14 protein-coding genes are annotated in these 16,594 nt (G+C 72.7%); 10 read left to right on the top strand and 4 right to left on the bottom strand.

Translation table 11 applies throughout. The annotated features are described in order from the left end of the window. Positions 1-222 precede the first annotated feature (222 nt). From P3G67_RS04970 to P3G67_RS04980, 3 genes are all read left to right on the top strand, one after another. Positions 223-717 carry an SAV_6107 family HEPN domain-containing protein gene (locus P3G67_RS04970; protein WP_269854357.1) on the top strand — a complete coding sequence of 165 codons (495 nt, stop codon included), beginning with the start codon at positions 223-225 and terminating at the stop codon, positions 715-717. Between the two features lie 110 nt (positions 718-827). Further along, on the top strand, positions 828-1,583 hold the full coding sequence (locus P3G67_RS04975; RefSeq protein WP_276092338.1) for a methyltransferase: 756 nt from the start codon (positions 828-830) through the stop codon (positions 1,581-1,583). Between the two features lie 263 nt (positions 1,584-1,846). Continuing rightward, positions 1,847-2,251, top strand: a complete 405-nt coding sequence (locus tag P3G67_RS04980) for a DUF3040 domain-containing protein (RefSeq protein ID WP_269854359.1) — start codon at positions 1,847-1,849, stop codon at positions 2,249-2,251. A gap of 62 nt (positions 2,252-2,313) precedes the next feature. Here the strand turns inward: P3G67_RS04980 and P3G67_RS04985 are convergent, their stop codons facing one another. From P3G67_RS04985 to P3G67_RS05000, 4 genes are all read right to left on the bottom strand, one after another. Next, the gene (locus tag P3G67_RS04985) at positions 2,314-4,776 is read right to left on the bottom strand and encodes a transglutaminase family protein (RefSeq protein ID WP_276092339.1); all 2,463 of its coding nucleotides are present in this window, start codon (positions 4,774-4,776) and stop codon (positions 2,314-2,316) included. Beyond that, the gene (locus tag P3G67_RS04990) at positions 4,773-6,068 is read right to left on the bottom strand and encodes a DUF58 domain-containing protein (protein WP_276092340.1); all 1,296 of its coding nucleotides are present in this window, start codon (positions 6,066-6,068) and stop codon (positions 4,773-4,775) included. Before P3G67_RS04990 ends, P3G67_RS04985 begins: the two co-directional genes overlap by 4 nt. A 172-nt stretch (positions 6,069-6,240) precedes the next feature. After that, positions 6,241-7,236, bottom strand: coding sequence for an AAA family ATPase (locus P3G67_RS04995; RefSeq protein WP_269854362.1), 996 nt, complete (start codon positions 7,234-7,236; stop codon positions 6,241-6,243). 174 nt (positions 7,237-7,410) lie between these two features. Beyond that, entirely contained in the window at positions 7,411-7,944 is a 534-nt protein-coding gene (locus P3G67_RS05000) for a beta-class carbonic anhydrase (RefSeq protein ID WP_269854363.1), read from the bottom strand. Positions 7,945-8,311: 367 nt separating this feature from the next. Here P3G67_RS05000 and mraZ point away from each other — a divergent pair, with 367 nt between their 5' ends. From mraZ to mraY, 7 genes are all read left to right on the top strand, one after another. Continuing rightward, the gene (gene mraZ / locus P3G67_RS05005) at positions 8,312-8,743 is read left to right on the top strand and encodes a division/cell wall cluster transcriptional repressor MraZ (RefSeq protein ID WP_276092341.1); all 432 of its coding nucleotides are present in this window, start codon (positions 8,312-8,314) and stop codon (positions 8,741-8,743) included. Positions 8,744-9,056: 313 nt separating this feature from the next. Next, positions 9,057-10,031, top strand: coding sequence for a 16S rRNA (cytosine(1402)-N(4))-methyltransferase RsmH (gene rsmH / locus P3G67_RS05010; protein ID WP_276092444.1), 975 nt, complete (start codon positions 9,057-9,059; stop codon positions 10,029-10,031). Then, a complete protein-coding gene (locus P3G67_RS05015; protein WP_276092342.1) occupies positions 10,028-10,438 on the top strand; it encodes a septum formation initiator family protein in 411 nt (136 codons plus the stop codon). The genes rsmH and P3G67_RS05015 overlap by 4 nt, the downstream gene beginning before the upstream one ends. A 4-nt stretch (positions 10,439-10,442) precedes the next feature. After that, positions 10,443-12,380 carry a peptidoglycan D,D-transpeptidase FtsI family protein gene (locus P3G67_RS05020; protein WP_276092343.1) on the top strand — a complete coding sequence of 646 codons (1,938 nt, stop codon included), beginning with the start codon at positions 10,443-10,445 and terminating at the stop codon, positions 12,378-12,380. A 7-nt stretch (positions 12,381-12,387) separates the two neighbouring features. Beyond that, entirely contained in the window at positions 12,388-14,103 is a 1,716-nt protein-coding gene (locus P3G67_RS05025; RefSeq protein WP_391858199.1) for a UDP-N-acetylmuramoyl-L-alanyl-D-glutamate--2,6-diaminopimelate ligase, read from the top strand. After that, positions 14,100-15,524: a UDP-N-acetylmuramoyl-tripeptide--D-alanyl-D-alanine ligase gene (locus tag P3G67_RS05030; RefSeq protein ID WP_276092345.1), complete on the top strand. Its 1,425-nt coding sequence runs from the start codon at positions 14,100-14,102 to the stop codon at positions 15,522-15,524. Before P3G67_RS05025 ends, P3G67_RS05030 begins: the two co-directional genes overlap by 4 nt. Further along, a complete protein-coding gene (gene mraY / locus P3G67_RS05035) occupies positions 15,524-16,588 on the top strand; it encodes a phospho-N-acetylmuramoyl-pentapeptide-transferase (protein ID WP_269854367.1) in 1,065 nt (354 codons plus the stop codon). The genes P3G67_RS05030 and mraY overlap by 1 nt, the downstream gene beginning before the upstream one ends. The last annotated feature ends 6 nt before the right edge of the window (positions 16,589-16,594 follow it).

A 16,594-nucleotide genomic window follows, 5' to 3' on the forward strand; every position in this document is an offset into this window, starting at 1 on the left:
CTCTGACTCGTCCCTACTTGAACTGACTGGTCAGTTCAAAAAAAGTATGCCCCATGAGGGGCGCGGTATTCCCGGCGGGGTTGGCCGAAGCGTCAACTGGGCCGTGGTTACTGGTGTTTACGCAGGTCAGAGCCGATTGTCAGTGGTCTGCCCCACTATGAGCGTGGACGGACTCGCACCGTCGTCCGAAGGAAGGCAGGAGTCCGAAGACAGGAGGTCGCCATGGCTGCCACCGCCGCCAACGCACGCGCACGCCACCGTCACGCCGCCGCCGGCCCGGTATCCGGTCCGCCCACCGACGTTCACCCCGTTCTGCGCAAGATGGCCGCACCGCCCGCCGCCCTCGATCTGCTGGCCCAGGCCCATACCGGCCTCGACGAAGCCGCGGCCCTCCCGACCGCCAACGAGCGCTACGCCACCGCCCACCTCGCCGCGCTGCGCACCGCCGCCGCGGTGCTCGCCGTCCGAGCCCGCCCGCAGCCGACCGGCCGCCGCAGGCAGCGCATCCGCAGCGCGTGGGAGGTTCTGCCCGAGGTGGCGCCCGAACTGGCCGAGTGGAGCGCCCTGTTCGCCTCCGGCGCCAGCCGCAGGGCCCGCGCGGAAGCGGGCATACCCGGTGCCGCGAGCTGGCGCGAGGCGGATGACCTGGTGCGCGCCACGGGCATGTTCCTGCGCCTGGTGGAACGGATGCTGGGGCTCCAGCCGCCGTTGCGGTAGCACCCGGCGGGAGGGGGTTCCCGGCCGGTGGCCACTAAGGTGGAGGCCGACGTCAAGTTCCGTGTCCGGGCGGCAGAGCCCGGCACGCCGCGCCGAGGAGCCGCCCCGCCGTGTCAGATCCGCTGCGCCCCCGAGCCTCCCTGCGAACCGCCGTTGTCTGGGAGGTGCTCAAGGACGCCCTGGAACGGCAGGCCAAAGCCTCGGGTGTGGAGGTGCTCGACGTACTGGACACCGGCGGCGGCACCGGGAACTTCGCGGTTCCGGTCGCCCGGCTCGGCCACCGGGTGACGGTGGTCGACCCCAGCCCCGACGCGCTGTTCGGGCTGGAGCGGCGGGCGGCCGAGTCCGGGGTCACCGAGCGCATCCGCGGGGTGCAGGGCGACGCGCACGGCCTGCTCGACGTGGTTTCGCCGTCCTCGTACGACGTGGTGCTCTGCCATGGCGTGCTGGAGTACCTGGACGACCCGGCCGAGGGCGTGCGCAACGTGGTGCGTGCGCTGCGCTCCTGCGGCACCCTCAGCCTGCTGGCCGCCAGCCGCAACGGCGCGGTGCTCGCCCGGGCCATCGCCGGGCACTTCGCCGAGGCCCGGCAGGGGCTCACCGACCCCGACGGCCGATGGGGCGAGGGCGACCCGCTGCCCCGCCGCTTCACCGCGGACGACCTGACCGCGCTGGTCGCCGAAGCGGGCCTGGCGGTCGCCGCCGTGCACGGAGTGCGGGTCTTCGCCGACCTGGTGCCCGGAGTGCTGGTGGACACCGAGCCCGGCGCGCTGGACGCGCTGCTCAAGCTGGAACTGGCCGCCGCCGAACTGCCCGCGTTCCACTCGATCGCGACGCAGTTGCACGTGCTGGCGCACCGCGGCTGACGAGCCGGGCGAGCAGTCCGTCACAGCCCGCCCGTTCCGGGGATGTGGAACGTATCATCTGGGTAAAGCAACGACAGCATGACGAACCGGCGGGTGGGGAATGCACTCCTCGGTCCGCCGCGCTCGTCACCGAAGCGGGTACGCGACAAGCGCATCGGCGGCTGGATTGGCGCTCAGGGGCGGGTTTCACGGGGACGAATCCCTGCCTATCCTGAAAGGGTCGTACCGGTCGCGCCCCTGCGACCGACGAGTAGGAGGACTCCGTGCCGCTCTCGGAGCACGAGCAGCGCATGCTTGAGCAGATGGAGCGAGCGCTGTATGCCGAAGACCCCAAGTTCGCGTCGGCGCTTGAGGGAAGCGGGCTGCGCACGTTCACTCGACGACGTGTCTACCAGGCGGTAGCGGGCTTCCTGGTCGGCATCGGGCTGCTGATGGCCGGAATGGTCGCCCAGCAGATCTGGATCAGCGTGGTCGGCTTCCTCGTCATGCTGGGCTGCGCCGCGCTCGCGATCACCGGTTGGCGGCGCTCCGCCAAACCCGCCCAGCAGCAGCCGGGCATGGGCATGTCCTCGGGGCCGTACGGCCGTCATCCCCGGCGCAGGGGACGGGTGATGGACCGGATCGAGGAGCGGTGGCAGCGCCGCCGCGATGAGCAGCAGGGTCCCTGAGTCGGGAGTCCTCAGCAGAGCGTGCCGTCGAGGGGCGCGGGTTCCACCGGAACCCGCGCCCCTCAACGCACCCTGACCACCGCTGCCGCGCGCTCCGCCACCTCGCGCCCCCGGCGTACCACCCGCCCCCAGCGATCGGCGACCCGCCACCCCAGCCGCGCCGCCGACCGGGGCGCCAGCACCGCCCGCAGCCGGGTGACCCGGTCGGCCCCGGCGTACAGCGCCCGGCGCACCCGCCGCACGTCCTCGGCGACCTCCGCCACCGGGCCCGGCGCCGGTGCGTACAGCGCCTGCTCCACCGCGACCGCCAACCGGCGCGCCGCTGCCGCCGCCTCGTCGTCCAGCCGGGCCGCCCGGACCAGCCGGTCGGCCGCCCGGCGCGGGGTCTCCGCGTCGTTCGGCAGCACGCCGTAGTCCCAGGCGCTGTCCACCAGCTCCCGCCAGCCGGCCAGCACCCGGTCACCTGGCGCGCCGTCATCGCGTCCCGGCTGGGCGCCCGGCGAGCCGTCAGCACGTTCCAGCCACGCGGTCAGCCCCCGGCCGCCCGGCGAGCCCTCCGCGCGGGCCAGCCGGGCGGCGCGCACCCGGGACCGCCACACCATCGGCAGCGCGCACAGCGCGCCCAGCAGCACCACACCGACCACGCCCGCCAGCACCCCGCCGCCCGGGCCGTTGCCGCCGGTCGGAGCGCCGAACGCGGGCTGCCCGACGGCTCCGCAGTCATCGGCGCGGTGGCCCCCCTGGGCGCAGGCCGTCCCGGCGGACGGATTGGCCGACGGCGCCGCGCTGGCGCCCTGCTGCGGCCCGGCCGGGTCATGGCCGCTGGGCAGTGTGCTGGTGTCCCGGGTGTAGTCGGGGGTGCTGCCCCGGCTCGGGGTGGGCTCGAAGCGGGTCCAGCCGACGCCCTCGAAGTACAGCTCGGGCCAGGCGTGCGCGTCCTTCAGCCCGACCGACCAGGAGTTGTCCGGCTGCTGGGTGCCGGGGACGAATCCCACGTCGACCCGGGCCGGAATGCCCAGGGTGCGCGCCATCGCCGCCATGGTGAAGGCGAAGTGGACGCAAAAGCCCCGCTTGTCGTGCAGGAAGCGGACGATCGCGTCCGGGCCGCTGCCCTCCTGTACCCGGGTGTCGTAGGTGAAGCCGCCGGTGAGGGTGAACCAGTTCTGCAGCTTGACCGCGCGCTCGTAGTCGTTGGTGGCGCCCCGCGTCACCTGCTGCGCGGTCTGCCGTACCTCCGGCGGCAGCGAGCCGGGCACCCGGGTGTACTCGCGACGGATCCGGTCCGGGGCGGGGGGCGCGTCGGCGAGCTGGCGCGCGGTCGGCGCCACCAGCAGGCTGGCGACCTGGTACTGCGCGTTCGCCGTGGTCTGCCCGTGGTCGCCGACCAGGGTGCGGCCCTCGGGCTCGTACCGCCAGTTGCCGCCGATCCGCACCCTCGTCGCCGGATAGGGCAGTGGCAGATAGCTCTGGGCGTACCAGGAGGCGGCGGCGATCGAGGTGGCCACCTGGCTCACCTGCACCCCCGGGCTGAGCCCGGCGGGCGACGGCAGAGTGCCGGGAACGTCGGTGACGCCGCGGGTCGACGCCTTCCAGGAGGTGCCGTCGAACTGGTCGAGGGTGATGACCCGCAGATACATGCTGAGCGCGTCGGGGGAGGTGGTGCGGTAGCGCAGCACCTCCCGGTCGGCCGGCTGGTTGAGGTTGTTCTGCAACGACACCAGCGGATTGACCGCGGTGATGGTGCCCCCGCCGTGGCCGAGCGGCCCGTCCGGATCGCCGGCGTCCAGCAGCCCGCCGCCCATCGCGGGCAGCAGCGCCGGCACCACGAGTGCCAGGCCCAGGGCCAGCGCGCCGATCCGCCGCCCGGTGCGCACCGGCGCCACCGCGCCGTGCCCCGCGGCGTCCGCCGGAGGCCCGGAACGGCGCGCCGCGCCGCCGAACACCCGGCCCCAGCGGGACAGCCGGTCCCGGCCCTCGGCGAGCAGCAGCAGGAGGTAGCCGCCCGCCGCGAGCAGGAACCACAGCCAGTGCCCGCCCCCCTCGTCGAGCCCGGAGGCGATCGAGAACAGCGCCAGCAGCGGCAGCCCGGCCGGGGCGGCGCTGCGGTAGGTCACCGCCAGCACGTCCACCACCAGCGCGACCAGCAGCACCCCGCCCACCAGCAGCAACCGGATCCCGCCGGTCACCGGCGCCGGAGTGGCGTACTGGCCGACGTCGCGCACCCCGTCCCCGAGCAGCCGGCCCAGGCCGCCGATCGCGGACGGACCCGGCAGCACGCCGAGCACCGCCTGGCCCCGGACGAACACCAGGGCCAGCAGGGCCAGCGACACGACCGCCTGCAACGCCACCGTCAGCGGCCTGGCCAGCGGAATCCGCCGCCCGACCGCGCCCACCGCCGACTGCGCCAGCACCAGCACCGCGGCCTGCACCAGCCACACCGTCGGCGTGGCCAGCGGCAGCAGCGAGCACGCCGTCAGCAACGAGGCCAGTGCCGCGCAGAACGTCAGCCGTGTCCCCGCGCTCATCGCCCGGCCCCCGTCCCGCCGGGCGAGGCGGAACCGTCCGCCCGCCGCCACAGATCGGCGAGCTGGTCGCCGGTCCGGACCGGCAGCGCCGTCCAGCCCGCCTCCCGCAGTGTCCGCAGCGGGTCGGTGGCCCACGCGCCGTCCTCCCGTCCGTCCAGCACGAAGGCGACCGCGCCTCCGGTGCGCTGCCGCATCCGGGCCACCGCCGCCGCCTGCTCCTCGTCCAGCTCGCCGAGGAAGGCCACCACCAGCCCCTCGTTCCCGCCGCGCAGCACCTCGTGCGCGGCGGAGAACCCGGAGGCCTCGGAGTGGTCCACCACGGCGAGCGCGTCCAGCAGCAGCCCGGCCGTCTCCGAGGACTCGGCACCCGAGCCGCCGAAGGCGGTGGCGCCGTCGGGGCCCGGCACACAGCTGCCGGAGTCGGTCAGCAACCGGACCGCGTAGCCGCGCTCCAGCATGTGCACGGCGACCGACGCGGCGCCGGTCACCGCCCACTCGAAGGAGGAGTCGGGACCGGCGCCGTGGAAGGCGGCGCGCCGGGTGTCCAGCAGTACCGTGCAGCGGGCCCGGTGCGGCTGCTCCTCGCGACGCACCATCAACTCCCCGTACTTGGCGGTGGATCGCCAGTGCACCCGCCGTAGGTCGTCGCCGTACCGGTAGCCGCGCGGAATCACGTCGTCGGCACCGGCCAGCGCCAGCGCGCGATAGCCGCTGTCCCCGTACCCCGACGCCTCACCGGCCAGCCGCACCCCCGGAAGCGGTTCGGTCCGCGGCACCACGGTCAGTGTGTCGGCGGTGGTGAACGACCGGGTCAGCTCGCACATGCCGAACGGGTCCGCCAACTGGAGTTGCAGCGGCCCGAGCGGATAGCGGCCGCGCAGGTCGGAGCGGACCCGGTAGGCCACCTCCCGGTGGCCGCCCGGCTCGACCCGGTCCAGGACGAACCGCGGGCGCGGGCCGAGCACGTACGGCACCCGGTCCTGGAGCATCAGCAGGCCGGTGGGCAGCCGGGAGACGTTCTCCACCCGCAGCAGCACCCGCGCCTCGGACATCGCGGGCACCCGCGAAGGGCTCAGCCGACGGGTGCTGGCCACCCGGTACCGGGTGCGGTACAGCGCGAGCACGCAGACCAGCGGCAGCCCGGCCAGCAGGAGCCCGACCCGCAGCAGGTCGGGCTGCCCGAGGACGTACGAGCAGATGCCCGCGGCCAGCCCCGCGGCCAGGAACGACCGGCCACGGGTGGTCAGCCCTCCGAGGGCCTGCCGTACCGCCCTCTCGGGCTCGGCGGTCATGAGACGGCTCCCCGCTTCCGGTGGGCTGGCGCGGACCGCGGTCGGCACGGTGCTCGCGACGGCAGGAACTGCCCGCCGCGACCGCGAGCGGCCGCGGTGACGCGTTCCGGCGGCGCCCAACCCGCCGCGCCCCGGCCGCGGTTCGCGGAAACGGCGCCAGCCGTACGCGTCCTCACAGGGACCGGCCGCGCTGTCCGGGGCCGTACGGGTCGGGAACCGGGGTGCGGCGGACGATCTCGGCTACCACGTGTTCCGGGGTGCGCCGGTTCAACTGCGCCTGGGCGGTGGGCAGTAGCCGGTGCGCCAGTACCGCCGGCGCCAGCACCTGCACGTCGTCCGGCAGCACGAACTCCCGTCCGTCCAGCGCCGCCGCGGCCCGCGCCGCCCTCACCAGGTGCAGCGTGGCGCGCGGTGAGGCACCCAGCCGCAGCTCCGGATGGTGCCGGGTGGCGCCCACCAGGTCCACCGCGTACCGCCGCACACCGGGCGCGACGTGCACCGTGCGCACCGCCTCCACCAGCTTGGCGATCTCATGGGCGTGCGCCACGGGTTGCAGGTCGTCCAGCGGACTGACGCCGCCGTGCACGTCCAGCATCTGCAACTCCGCCTCGGGGCTGGGGTATCCGATGGAGACCCGGGCCATGAAGCGGTCCCGCTGGGCCTCGGGCAGCGGGTAGGTGCCCTCCATCTCCACCGGGTTCTGGGTGGCGATCACCATGAAGGGGCTGGGGAGTTCGTACGTGCTGCCGTCGATGGTGACCTGTCGCTCCTCCATCGACTCCAGCAGCGCGGACTGCGTCTTGGGCGAGGCCCGGTTGATCTCGTCGCCCACCACGATCTGCGCGAAGATCGCGCCCGGCTTGAACTCGAAGTCCTTGCGCTGCTGGTCGAAGACGCTGACCCCGGTGATGTCCGAGGGCAGCAGGTCGGGGGTGAACTGGATGCGGCGCACCGAGCAGTCGATGGATCTCGCCAGCGCCTTGGCGAGCATCGTCTTGCCCACCCCCGGGACGTCCTCGATCAGCAGGTGCCCCTCGGCGAGCAGCACGGTCAGCGCCAGCCGTACGACCTCGGGCTTGCCCTCGATCACGTTCTCCACCGAACGCCGCACCCGGTCGGCGGTGGTGGTCAGATCGCTGAGGCTCGCTCGTGCGTCAAAGGTCGTCACCCGGCCCTCCTAGGCCCATGTGCGGCGGGCTGGCGCCCTTGTCCTGGGGGAGCGGCCGGTAGCGACCCGAGCACCGGCCCTCCCCGGCTGAAGCGGCACCGGGCAAGCCGGTGCCGCCGTGTGCATTCTTCCCTTCGGCTTGGCCGTACGTCACGGGCCTGCGCCAAGAGGGCCCTAGTCGCTGGCGATTTCGCGCAGCAGACCGGTGTGCACGTCGAAGACGAAGCCGCGTACGTCGTCGGTGTGCGGCAGGAACGGCGAGGTGCGCACCCGGGCCATCGACTGCCGTACGTCCTGGTCCACGTCGGAGAACGCCTCGACCGCCCAGGTCGGGCGCTGGCCGACCTCGCGCTCCAGGTCGGTGCGGAAGTCCTCGGTCAGCGACTGCAGGCCGCAGCCGGTGTGGTGGATCAGCACGACCGAGCGGGTGCCCAGGGCGCGCTGGCTGATGGTCAGTGAGCGGATGGTGTCGTCGGTGACCACACCGCCCGCGTTGCGGATGGTGTGGCAGTCGCCCAGTTGGAGGCCGAGCGCGGCGTGCAGGTCGATGCGGGCGTCCATACAGGCGACGACGGCGACCTTCAGTACCGGGCGGGCGTCCATCCCGGGGTCGTGGAAGTCGGCCGCGTATCGACGGTTGGCCTCCACCAGGCGGTCGATCACGGATCCCTGGGCGGCGTCGGCAGGCAACGGTGCAGGTATCGGCATGCCGAGACCGTAACGGGCGACGGGCCCGCTGTCCCGCCAAGGCATGGCCGAAACTGCGTAATTACCATGTCAATTACGCATCCTGTGAGGTAACCCACAGGCAGGGAGCCCGTTCCCCTGAACGGGTGAATTGCGCGCGGGGGGCGCGCGATGCTGGGCCCGCCGCGCCGGGGCGCCCGCGCATACTGCCGCCGCAACCGCTCTGGCCTGCGGCTTCGCGTGTCACGGTGCCGCCCGGACGACGCTGACGTCGGTTGACCGTGGGGCATCGTGGAGTAAAGTGGCGCGAAGTGGGAGGCGACGTGCTCCCACTGAGATGTTTCGGACAGTCCGGGCGGTCGGTGCGGGTCGAGTACGGGAGGTGCGGATGTTCCTCGGAACGTACGCGCCGCGGCTCGACGACAAGAGCCGGCTCGTCCTCCCGGCCAAGTTCCGCGACCAGCTCGCCGACGGACTGGTGATCACCAAGGGCCAGGAACGCTGCCTGTGCGTCTGGCCGGTGACGGAGTTCCGCGCCGTCACCGAGCAGCTGCGGCAGGCGCCGGTGACCTCGAAGGCCGCCCGCGACTACATGCGGGTGCTGTTCGCCGGGGCCACCGACGAGACACCCGACAAGCAGGGCCGCATCACCCTCCCGCAGCCGCTGCGCGACTACGCGGGCCTGTTCCGGGACTGCGCGGTGATCGGCGCCAACAACCGGGTCGAGGTGTGGGACGCCGCGGCCTGGGAGCACTACCTCGCCGCCCAGGAGGAGTCCTTCTCGGCCCTGTCGCAGGAGGCGCTTCCCGGAATACTGTGACCGCGCCGCCAACCGTCCGAACCGTCCGCATCCGAAACACCCGGCAGCCACGCCCGCGCCATCCGCGTACGTGACGCCAGGCCTCCTCCCGCTCCATGGTCTGCTGGTGCTACTTCCCCGGCGCCAGCCGACCGCTTCCCCTTCCGAGCGGGCGGGGACCCGGCGGTACGTCCAGCGTTCCCAGGGCGCAGTCCGACAAGAGGGCCCAGATGAGCACCACCAGTCAAAAGCCCCCATGCCCTGAGGGCATGGGGGGCACCCCCCGCCTCTCGCCGCGGTCGCGGCCCGGCGACGCCGGAACGGGGCGGTGACTGTGGAGGAGCCACGCCATGTCCCGGTCATGCTCCAGCGCTGCCTGGACCTGCTGTCCCCGGCGCTGACCGAACCCGGCGCGGTGGTGGTCGACGCCACGCTCGGCCTCGGCGGCCACAGCGAGGCGCTGCTGGCCAACTTCCCGCAGGCCCGGCTGGTCGCCATCGACCGCGACCCGGCCGCCCTCAAACTGGCCGGGGAGCGGCTGGCGCCGTACGGCGACCGGGCCACCCTGGTGCATGCCGTGTACGACGAACTCCCCGACGTGCTGGGGCGGTTGGCGATCCCCAAGGTCCAGGGCATCCTGTTCGACCTCGGCGTCTCCTCCATGCAACTCGACGAGGCCGAGCGGGGTTTCGCGTACGCCCAGGACGCGCCGCTGGACATGCGGATGAACCAGGACACCGGCATCAGCGCCGCCGAGGTCCTCAACACCTATCCGCCCGGTGAACTCGTCCGCATCCTGCGCACGTACGGCGAGGAGAAGTTCGCCCGGAAGATCGTCGAGGCGATCGTGCGGGAACGGGAGCGTGAGCCGTTCCGCAACAGCGCCCGGCTGGTCGAACTCATCCGCGCCGCACTGCCGCAGGCCGCCAAGCGCACTGGCGGCAACCCGGCCAAGCGCACCTTCCAGGCGCTGCGGATCGAGGTCAACGGTGAACTGTCGGTGCTGGAACGGGCTATTCCGGCGGGTGTGGGCGCACTGGCGGTGGGCGGCCGGATCGCCGTGCTCTCGTACCACTCGCTGGAGGACCGGCTGGTCAAGCAGGTCTTCGCGGCGGGCGCCAGCAGCACCGCACCGCCCGGCCTGCCGGTCGTACCGGAGCGGTACCAGCCACGGTTGAGGCTGCTCACCCGCGGCGCCGAACTGCCCACCGAGGCGGAGATCGCCGTCAACCGCCGGGCCGCCCCGGCCCGGCTGCGCGCCGCCGAACGCGTCCGTGAGGACGCCCACGACCAGCGGGACGCCCCGTGACCGGCGGCAAACCCAGGCCGGCGGCCGGGGCGGGGCTGGGCAGGCTGCTGCCCGGCCGCACCAGGCGGTCGGCGAAGGCCGCCCGGGCGCCGTTCGTGCTGCTGGTGGTGGCGCTGCTGGCCAGTGGGCTGATCTCGCTGCTGCTGCTCAACACGGCCGTGAACCAGGGCTCCTTCCAGTTGTCGAAGCTGAAGAAGGAGACCACCGACCTCACCGACCAGGAGCAGGCGCTCCAGCAGGAGGTCGACCGCGACTCCGCCCCCGGCACACTGGAGCAGCGGGCCCGGGGGCTCGGCATGGTCCCCGGCGGCACCCCGGTGTTCCTCGGCGCCGACGGCAGGGTGCACGGCGTACCCAGCCAGGCCGGCGCGCCACCGAACGCCCCCGCCCCGAGCGCCGGAAGGTGAGCGAGTGACCGAGCCCAAGCCGCCCCGCCGGGGCCAGCCGCCCCGCCAGGCCCCGCGCAGGCCCGTGGCCACGCCCCGGCCGCGGGCCTCCGGCCAGGCCGGGCCGTCGGTGACCCCGGCGCTGCGGCTGATGCAGCCCAGGCCCCGGCTGCGGCTGGTCACCGTGCTGCTCACCGTGGTGCTCGTGGTGTTCTCGGTCCGCCTGTTCCAGGTGCAGGTGGTCGACGCCTCCGCGTACGCGGCCAAGGCGGACCTCAACCGCTACCAGCCCGTGGAGGTCGCCGCCAAGCGCGGCGACATCACCGACCGCTTCGGCGTACCGCTGGCCACCAGCGTCGACGCGTACGACATCACCGCCGACCCGTACCTGTTCGCCCCGCAGCAGGCGAGGATCGGCGACGCGCCGCAGCAGGCCGCCAAGCTGCTCGCCCCGGTCATCGGCGGCGACGAGCAGACCATCGCCCAGCAACTGGCCACGCCCAAGTCCCGCTACGTGGTGCTGGCCCGCCGCCAGTTGCCGCAGGTGTGGAACCGGATCAAGGCCCTCAAGAGCACCCTGGCCGACCAGGCGGCCAAGCGCGGCGTCCCCGGACTGCTCAACGGCGTGCTGTCCGAGCCCACCAGCAGGCGCGTCTACCCCAACACCGAGCTGGCCGCCGGGGTGCTCGGCTTCGTCAACGGCCAACAGCAGGGCGCGGGCGGCCTGGAGGCCGGGCTGAACGCCGAACTCGCCGGCAAGCCGGGCAAAATGACCTACGCCCAGTCCGGCAGCCAGATGATCCCCAGCGCGGGCTTCCAGGAGCAGGCCGCGGTCCCCGGCACCAACGTCGAGCTGACCATCGACCGGGACATCCAGTGGGCCGCCCAGAGCGCCATCAGCCAGCAGGTGCGCCAGTCACACGCCGACCGCGGCTACGTCGTGGTCCAGGACGCGCGCAACGGACAGATCCTGGCCATGGCCGACGCCCCAAGCTTCGACCCCAACGACATCAGCGGCGCCGACCCCGCCGCGCTGGGCAACGCCGCGCTCCAGGACGCCTACGAGCCGGGCAGCGTCAGCAAGCTGATGTCCATGTCCGCCGTCCTCGACCAGGGCGTCGCGACCCCGTGGACGCACGTCGTGGTCCCCGGCACCCTGCAGCGCGGCGACCGGGTCTTCCACGACGACGTCGACCACGGCACCTGGGACCTCACCCTCAACGGGGTGCTGGCCAAGTCCAGCAACATCGGCACGATCCTGGCCACCGGCCAGCTCGGGCGGACCCAGAGCCAGGCCGACCAGGTGCTGTACTCGTACCTGAAGAGGTTCGGCATCGGCGAGCCCACCGGACTGAACTTCCCCGGTGAGACCCCCGGCATCCTGGCCAGGCCGCAGAACTGGAGCACCTCGCAGCAGTACACCATCCCGTTCGGCCAGGGCCTGTCCGTCAACGCGGTCCAGGCCACCTCGATCTACTCCACCATCGCCAACGGCGGGGTAAGGATCCAGCCGACCCTGGTCAAGGGCACCGTCGGCCCCGACGGCCAGTTCACCCCGGCGCCGGCGCCCAAGAGGACCAGGGTGGTCAGCGAGAAGACCGCCAAGACGGTCGCCGAGATGCTGGAGTCGGTGGTCGGCGACGACCAGGGCACCGGCACCAAGGCGCAGATCGACGGCTACCGGGTGGCGGGCAAGACCGGTACCGCCAACCGGGTCGACCCCAAGACCGGCCGCTACCACGGCTACACGGCGTCGTTCATGGGCTTCGCCCCAGCCGACCAGCCGCGGGTGACGGTCTCCTGCGTCATCCAGAACCCGACGGTCGGCAGCTACTTCGGCGGCCAGATCTGCGGGCCGGTGTTCAAGCAGGTCATGGAGTTCGCGTTGAAGACCCTCCAGGTGCCGCCGACCGGCGCTCCGGCACCGCAGATCCCCGTCGACTTCCAGCCAGGCAAGCAGTGAGGGCACCGTGACAACGATCACAAACCCGGCGGGGGAGGGAACCGGCGCCGAGCCGCCGGAGCTGGCCCCTTTTCGCCCGGACCCCGGCCCGCCCGGTAACCTCACCGCCGTGCCACATGCTGATCAGTCCCACCAAGCGCAGGGCCCCGGTCACGTCCCGGGCCTCCCGCGCCCGTCCCAGGTCCGCCCCAAGCCGCTCACGGAGCTGGCCGAACAGCTCGGCACCGCGGTGCCCGCCCCGGGGAAGCCCGCCACCGGCATCACCCACGACTCCCGTGCGGTCCGTCCGGGCGATGTCTACGCGGCACTGCCGGGCGCCCGCTTCCACGGCGCCGACTTCGCCGCCCAGGCCGCCGAGCGCGGCGCGGTCGCGATCCTGACCGACGCCGAGGGCGAGCGGCGGGCCGCGGCCACCGGACTGCCGGTCCTCGTGGTGGACCAGCCGCGGGCCCGGATGGGCGCGCTGGCCGCCGCGATCTACGACGAGCCCGGCCGGCACCTGCTGCAGATCGGCATCACCGGGACCTCCGGCAAGACCACCACCGCCTACCTGGTCGAGGGCGGGCTGCGGGCCGCCTACCAGGAGCACACCGGACTGATCGGCACCGTCGAGTCCCGGATCGGCGACGAGCGGATCAAGAGCGAGCGCACCACGCCGGAGGCCACCGATCTCCAGGCGCTGTTCGCGGTGATGCGGGAGCGCGGGGTGCGCTCCGTCGCCATGGAGGTCTCCAGCCACGCCCTGGTGCTCGGCCGGGTGGACGGCGCGGTCTTCGACATCGCGGTGTTCACCAACCTCAGCCCGGAGCACATGGAGTTCCACTCCGACATGGAGGACTACTTCCAGGCCAAGGCGGCGCTGTTCACCCCGGCCCGCAGCCGCGCCGCGGTGGTCAACCTCGACGACGAGTACGGCCGCAGGCTGCTGAAGGAGGCCACCGTGCCGGTGGTCAGCTACTCCGCCGAGGGCCACCCGGACGCCGACTGGCGCGCCGAGGACGTGACCGTGGGACCGCGGGGCAGCACCTTCACCGTCGTCGGCCCCAAGGACGAGCGGGTCAGCGCGACCGCCCCGCTGCCCGGCCCGTTCAACGTGGCCAACGCACTGGCCGCCATCACCGCCCTGGTCGCCGCCGGGATCGACCCGCAGCTCGCCGCCGACGGCGTGGCCGCCGTGCCCGGCGTGCCGGGGCGGCTGGAGCGGGTGGACGAGGGCCAGCCATATCTGGCGGTGGTCGACTACGCGCACAAGACCGACGCCGTCGAGTCAGTGCTGCGCTCCCTGCGCAAGGTCACCGAGGGCCGGATCCACGTCGTGCTCGGCTGCGGCGGCGACCGCGACCAGCAAAAGCGCGGGCCGATGGGCGCCGCCTGCGCCCGGCTCGCCGACACCGCGATCCTCACCTCGGACAACCCGCGCTCCGAGGACCCGCTGGCGATCCTGGCCGCGATGCTGGCCGGAGCCGCCGAGGTACCCGCGCACGAGCGCGGACACGTCACCGTGGAGCCCGACCGGGCGGCCGCCATCGCCGCCGCCGTCACGGTCGCCGAACCAGGGGACACCGTCCTTGTCGCGGGCAAGGGCCACGAACAGGGCCAGGACATCGCCGGAGTGGTACGCCCCTTCGACGACCGTGAGGTACTGCGTACGGCGATCCGGAACGCCGCGCTTCGGAAAGCCGAAACTCCGCTCAGCCAAGCGAAGGACCAGGACCAGCAGTGATCGCATTCACCCTCGCCGAAGTCGCGCAGGCGGTCGGCGGGAGCATGCACGACATACCCGACCCGCGTGTCACCGTCACCGGACCCGTGGTGATCGACTCCCGTGAGGTGCGCCCCGGCGCGCTGTTCGCCGCCTTCCGCGGCGAACGGGTGGACGGACACGACTTCGCCGAGTCCGCGCTGGCGGCCGGTGCGGTGGCCGTGCTGGCCGCCCGGCCGGTCGCCGGTCCGTCGATCGTCGTGGACGACGTACAGGCCGCGCTCGGCGCGCTCGCCCGGGCCGTCATCGAACGGCTCGGCGCCAGCGTCGTCGCGCTCACCGGCTCCGCGGGCAAGACCAGCACCAAGGACCTGATCGCCCAGCTGCTGGAGAAGATCGGTCCCACGGTCTGGCCTCCCGGCTCCTTCAACAACGAGATCGGGCTGCCGCTCACCGCTCTCCGCGCCGACCAGGACACCCGTCACCTGGTGCTGGAGATGGGCGCGCGCGGCATCGGCCACATCAACTACCTGACCGGACTGACCCCGCCGCGCATCGGTGTGGTGCTCAACGTCGGCACCGCGCACATCGGCGAGTTCGGCGGCCGCGAGCAGATCGCCCAGGCGAAGGGCGAGTTGGTCGAGGCGCTGCCCGCCGCGGCCGACGGCGGCATCGCCGTGCTCAACGCCGACGACCCGCTGGTACGGGCGATGGTCAGCCGCACCAAGGCCCGTACCGTGCTGTTCGGCGAGTCCGAGGACGCCGACGTGCGGGCCGAGGACGTGCGCCTGGACGGAAGCGGACGCCCGGTCTTCACACTCCGCACACCCACCGGGTGCGCCCAAGTGACCTTGCGGCTGTACGGTGAGCACCACGTGTCGAACGCGCTGGCTGCCGCCGCCGTCGCCGGTGAACTGGGCATGCCCGTCTCGCGGATCGCGTCCGCGCTCTCGGAGGCGGGCACACTCTCACGCTGGCGGATGGAGGTCGTCGAGCGGCCGGACGGTGTGACGGTCGTCAACGACGCCTACAACGCGAACCCGGACTCCATGCGTGCCGCGCTACGGGCGCTGGTCGCCATGGGCGAGGCCGCACGGGCAAAGGGGGGTCGGACATGGGCGGTGCTCGGCGAGATGGCCGAGCTCGGTGGGGAGTCCCTCGCCGAGCACGACGCGGTCGGGCGGCTCGCCGTCCGGCTCAACGTCAGCAAGCTCGTGGCCGTGGGCGGCCAGGCAGCCGCCTGGCTGGACATGGGCGCCAAGAACGAGGGTTCGTGGGGTGAGGAGTCGGTGCACGTGTCCGACGCGGAGACGGCGATCGATTTGCTGCGCAGCGAAGTGCGCCCGGGGGATGTCGTGCTGGTGAAGGCATCGAGGTCGGTCGGCCTGGAGCGGGTGGCACTCGCCCTGCTCGACGGTGCCGAGGGCGAGGGCGTCGAGTGATGAAGCAGATCCTCATCTCCGGTGTCATCGCGCTGTTCCTGTCCCTGGTCGGCACTCCGCTGCTGATCAAGCTGCTGGCCCGCAAGGGCTACGGGCAGTTCATCCGCGACGACGGGCCCAAGGAACACCACAGCAAGCGCGGCACCCCGACGATGGGCGGCATCGCGTTCATCCTGGCGACGCTGATCGCCTACGCGTTGACCAAGGTCATCGTCTCCGAACGCCCCACCATGTCCGGCCTGTTGGTGCTTTTCCTGTTCGCCGGGCTCGGCGTGGTCGGCTTCCTCGACGACTACATCAAGATCGTCAAGCAGCGCAGCCTGGGCCTGCGCGCCAAGGCCAAGATGGCCGGACAGTTCATCGTCGGTATCACCTTCGCGATCCTGGCTCTCAACTTCGCCGACGGGCGCGGCACCACGCCCGCGTCCACCAGGCTGTCCTTCACCCAGGACTTCGGCTGGTCGATCGGCCCGGTGATCTTCGTCATCTGGGCGCTGTTCATGATCCTGGCGATGTCCAACGGCGTGAACCTCACCGACGGTCTGGACGGTCTGGCCACCGGCGCCTCGGTGATGGTCTTCGCCGCCTACACCGTCATCGGTGTGTGGCAGTACGGACAGTCCTGCGCCAACCCGCTGACCGCCGGCCCGGGTTGCTACGACGTACGCGATCCGCTGGACCTCGCGGTGGTGGCGGCGGCGCTGATGGGCGCGTGCTTCGGCTTCCTGTGGTGGAACACCTCACCCGCCAAGATCTTCATGGGCGACACCGGTTCGCTGGCGCTCGGCGGCGCGCTCGCCGGGCTGGCGATCTGCTCGCGCACCGAGTTGCTGCTGGCCATCCTCGGCGGCCTGTTCGTGCTGATCACCCTCTCCGTGGTGATCCAGGTCGGCTCCTTCCGGCTCACCGGGAAACGGGTCTTCCGAATGGCTCCGCTCCAGCACCACTTCGAGTTGAAGGGGTGGAGCGAGGTCCTGGTCGTGGTCCGGTTCTGGATCATCCAGGGCATGTGCATGGCCGTTGGCCTGGGCCTGTTCTACGCGGGCTTCGTCGCGGCGAAGTAAGGACTG

This window comes from Streptomyces silvisoli (assembly GCF_029269905.1).
Lineage (GTDB): Bacteria > Actinomycetota > Actinomycetes > Streptomycetales > Streptomycetaceae > Streptantibioticus_A > Streptantibioticus_A silvisoli_A.

Excerpts from the sequence above, each read along its gene's own strand:
- P3G67_RS04990 (WP_276092340.1), bottom strand. The coding sequence starts at position 6,068 with ATGACCGCCGAGCCCGAGAGGGCGGTACGGCAGGCCCTCGGAGGGCTG.
- mraZ (WP_276092341.1), top strand. The coding sequence starts at position 8,312 with ATGTTCCTCGGAACGTACGCGCCGCGGCTCGACGACAAGAGCCGGCTC.
- P3G67_RS04985 (WP_276092339.1), bottom strand. The coding sequence starts at position 4,776 with ATGAGCGCGGGGACACGGCTGACGTTCTGCGCGGCACTGGCCTCGTTG.
- mraY (WP_269854367.1), top strand. The coding sequence starts at position 15,524 with ATGAAGCAGATCCTCATCTCCGGTGTCATCGCGCTGTTCCTGTCCCTG.
- P3G67_RS05000 (WP_269854363.1), bottom strand. The coding sequence starts at position 7,944 with ATGCCGATACCTGCACCGTTGCCTGCCGACGCCGCCCAGGGATCCGTG.
- P3G67_RS04970 (WP_269854357.1), top strand. The coding sequence starts at position 223 with ATGGCTGCCACCGCCGCCAACGCACGCGCACGCCACCGTCACGCCGCC.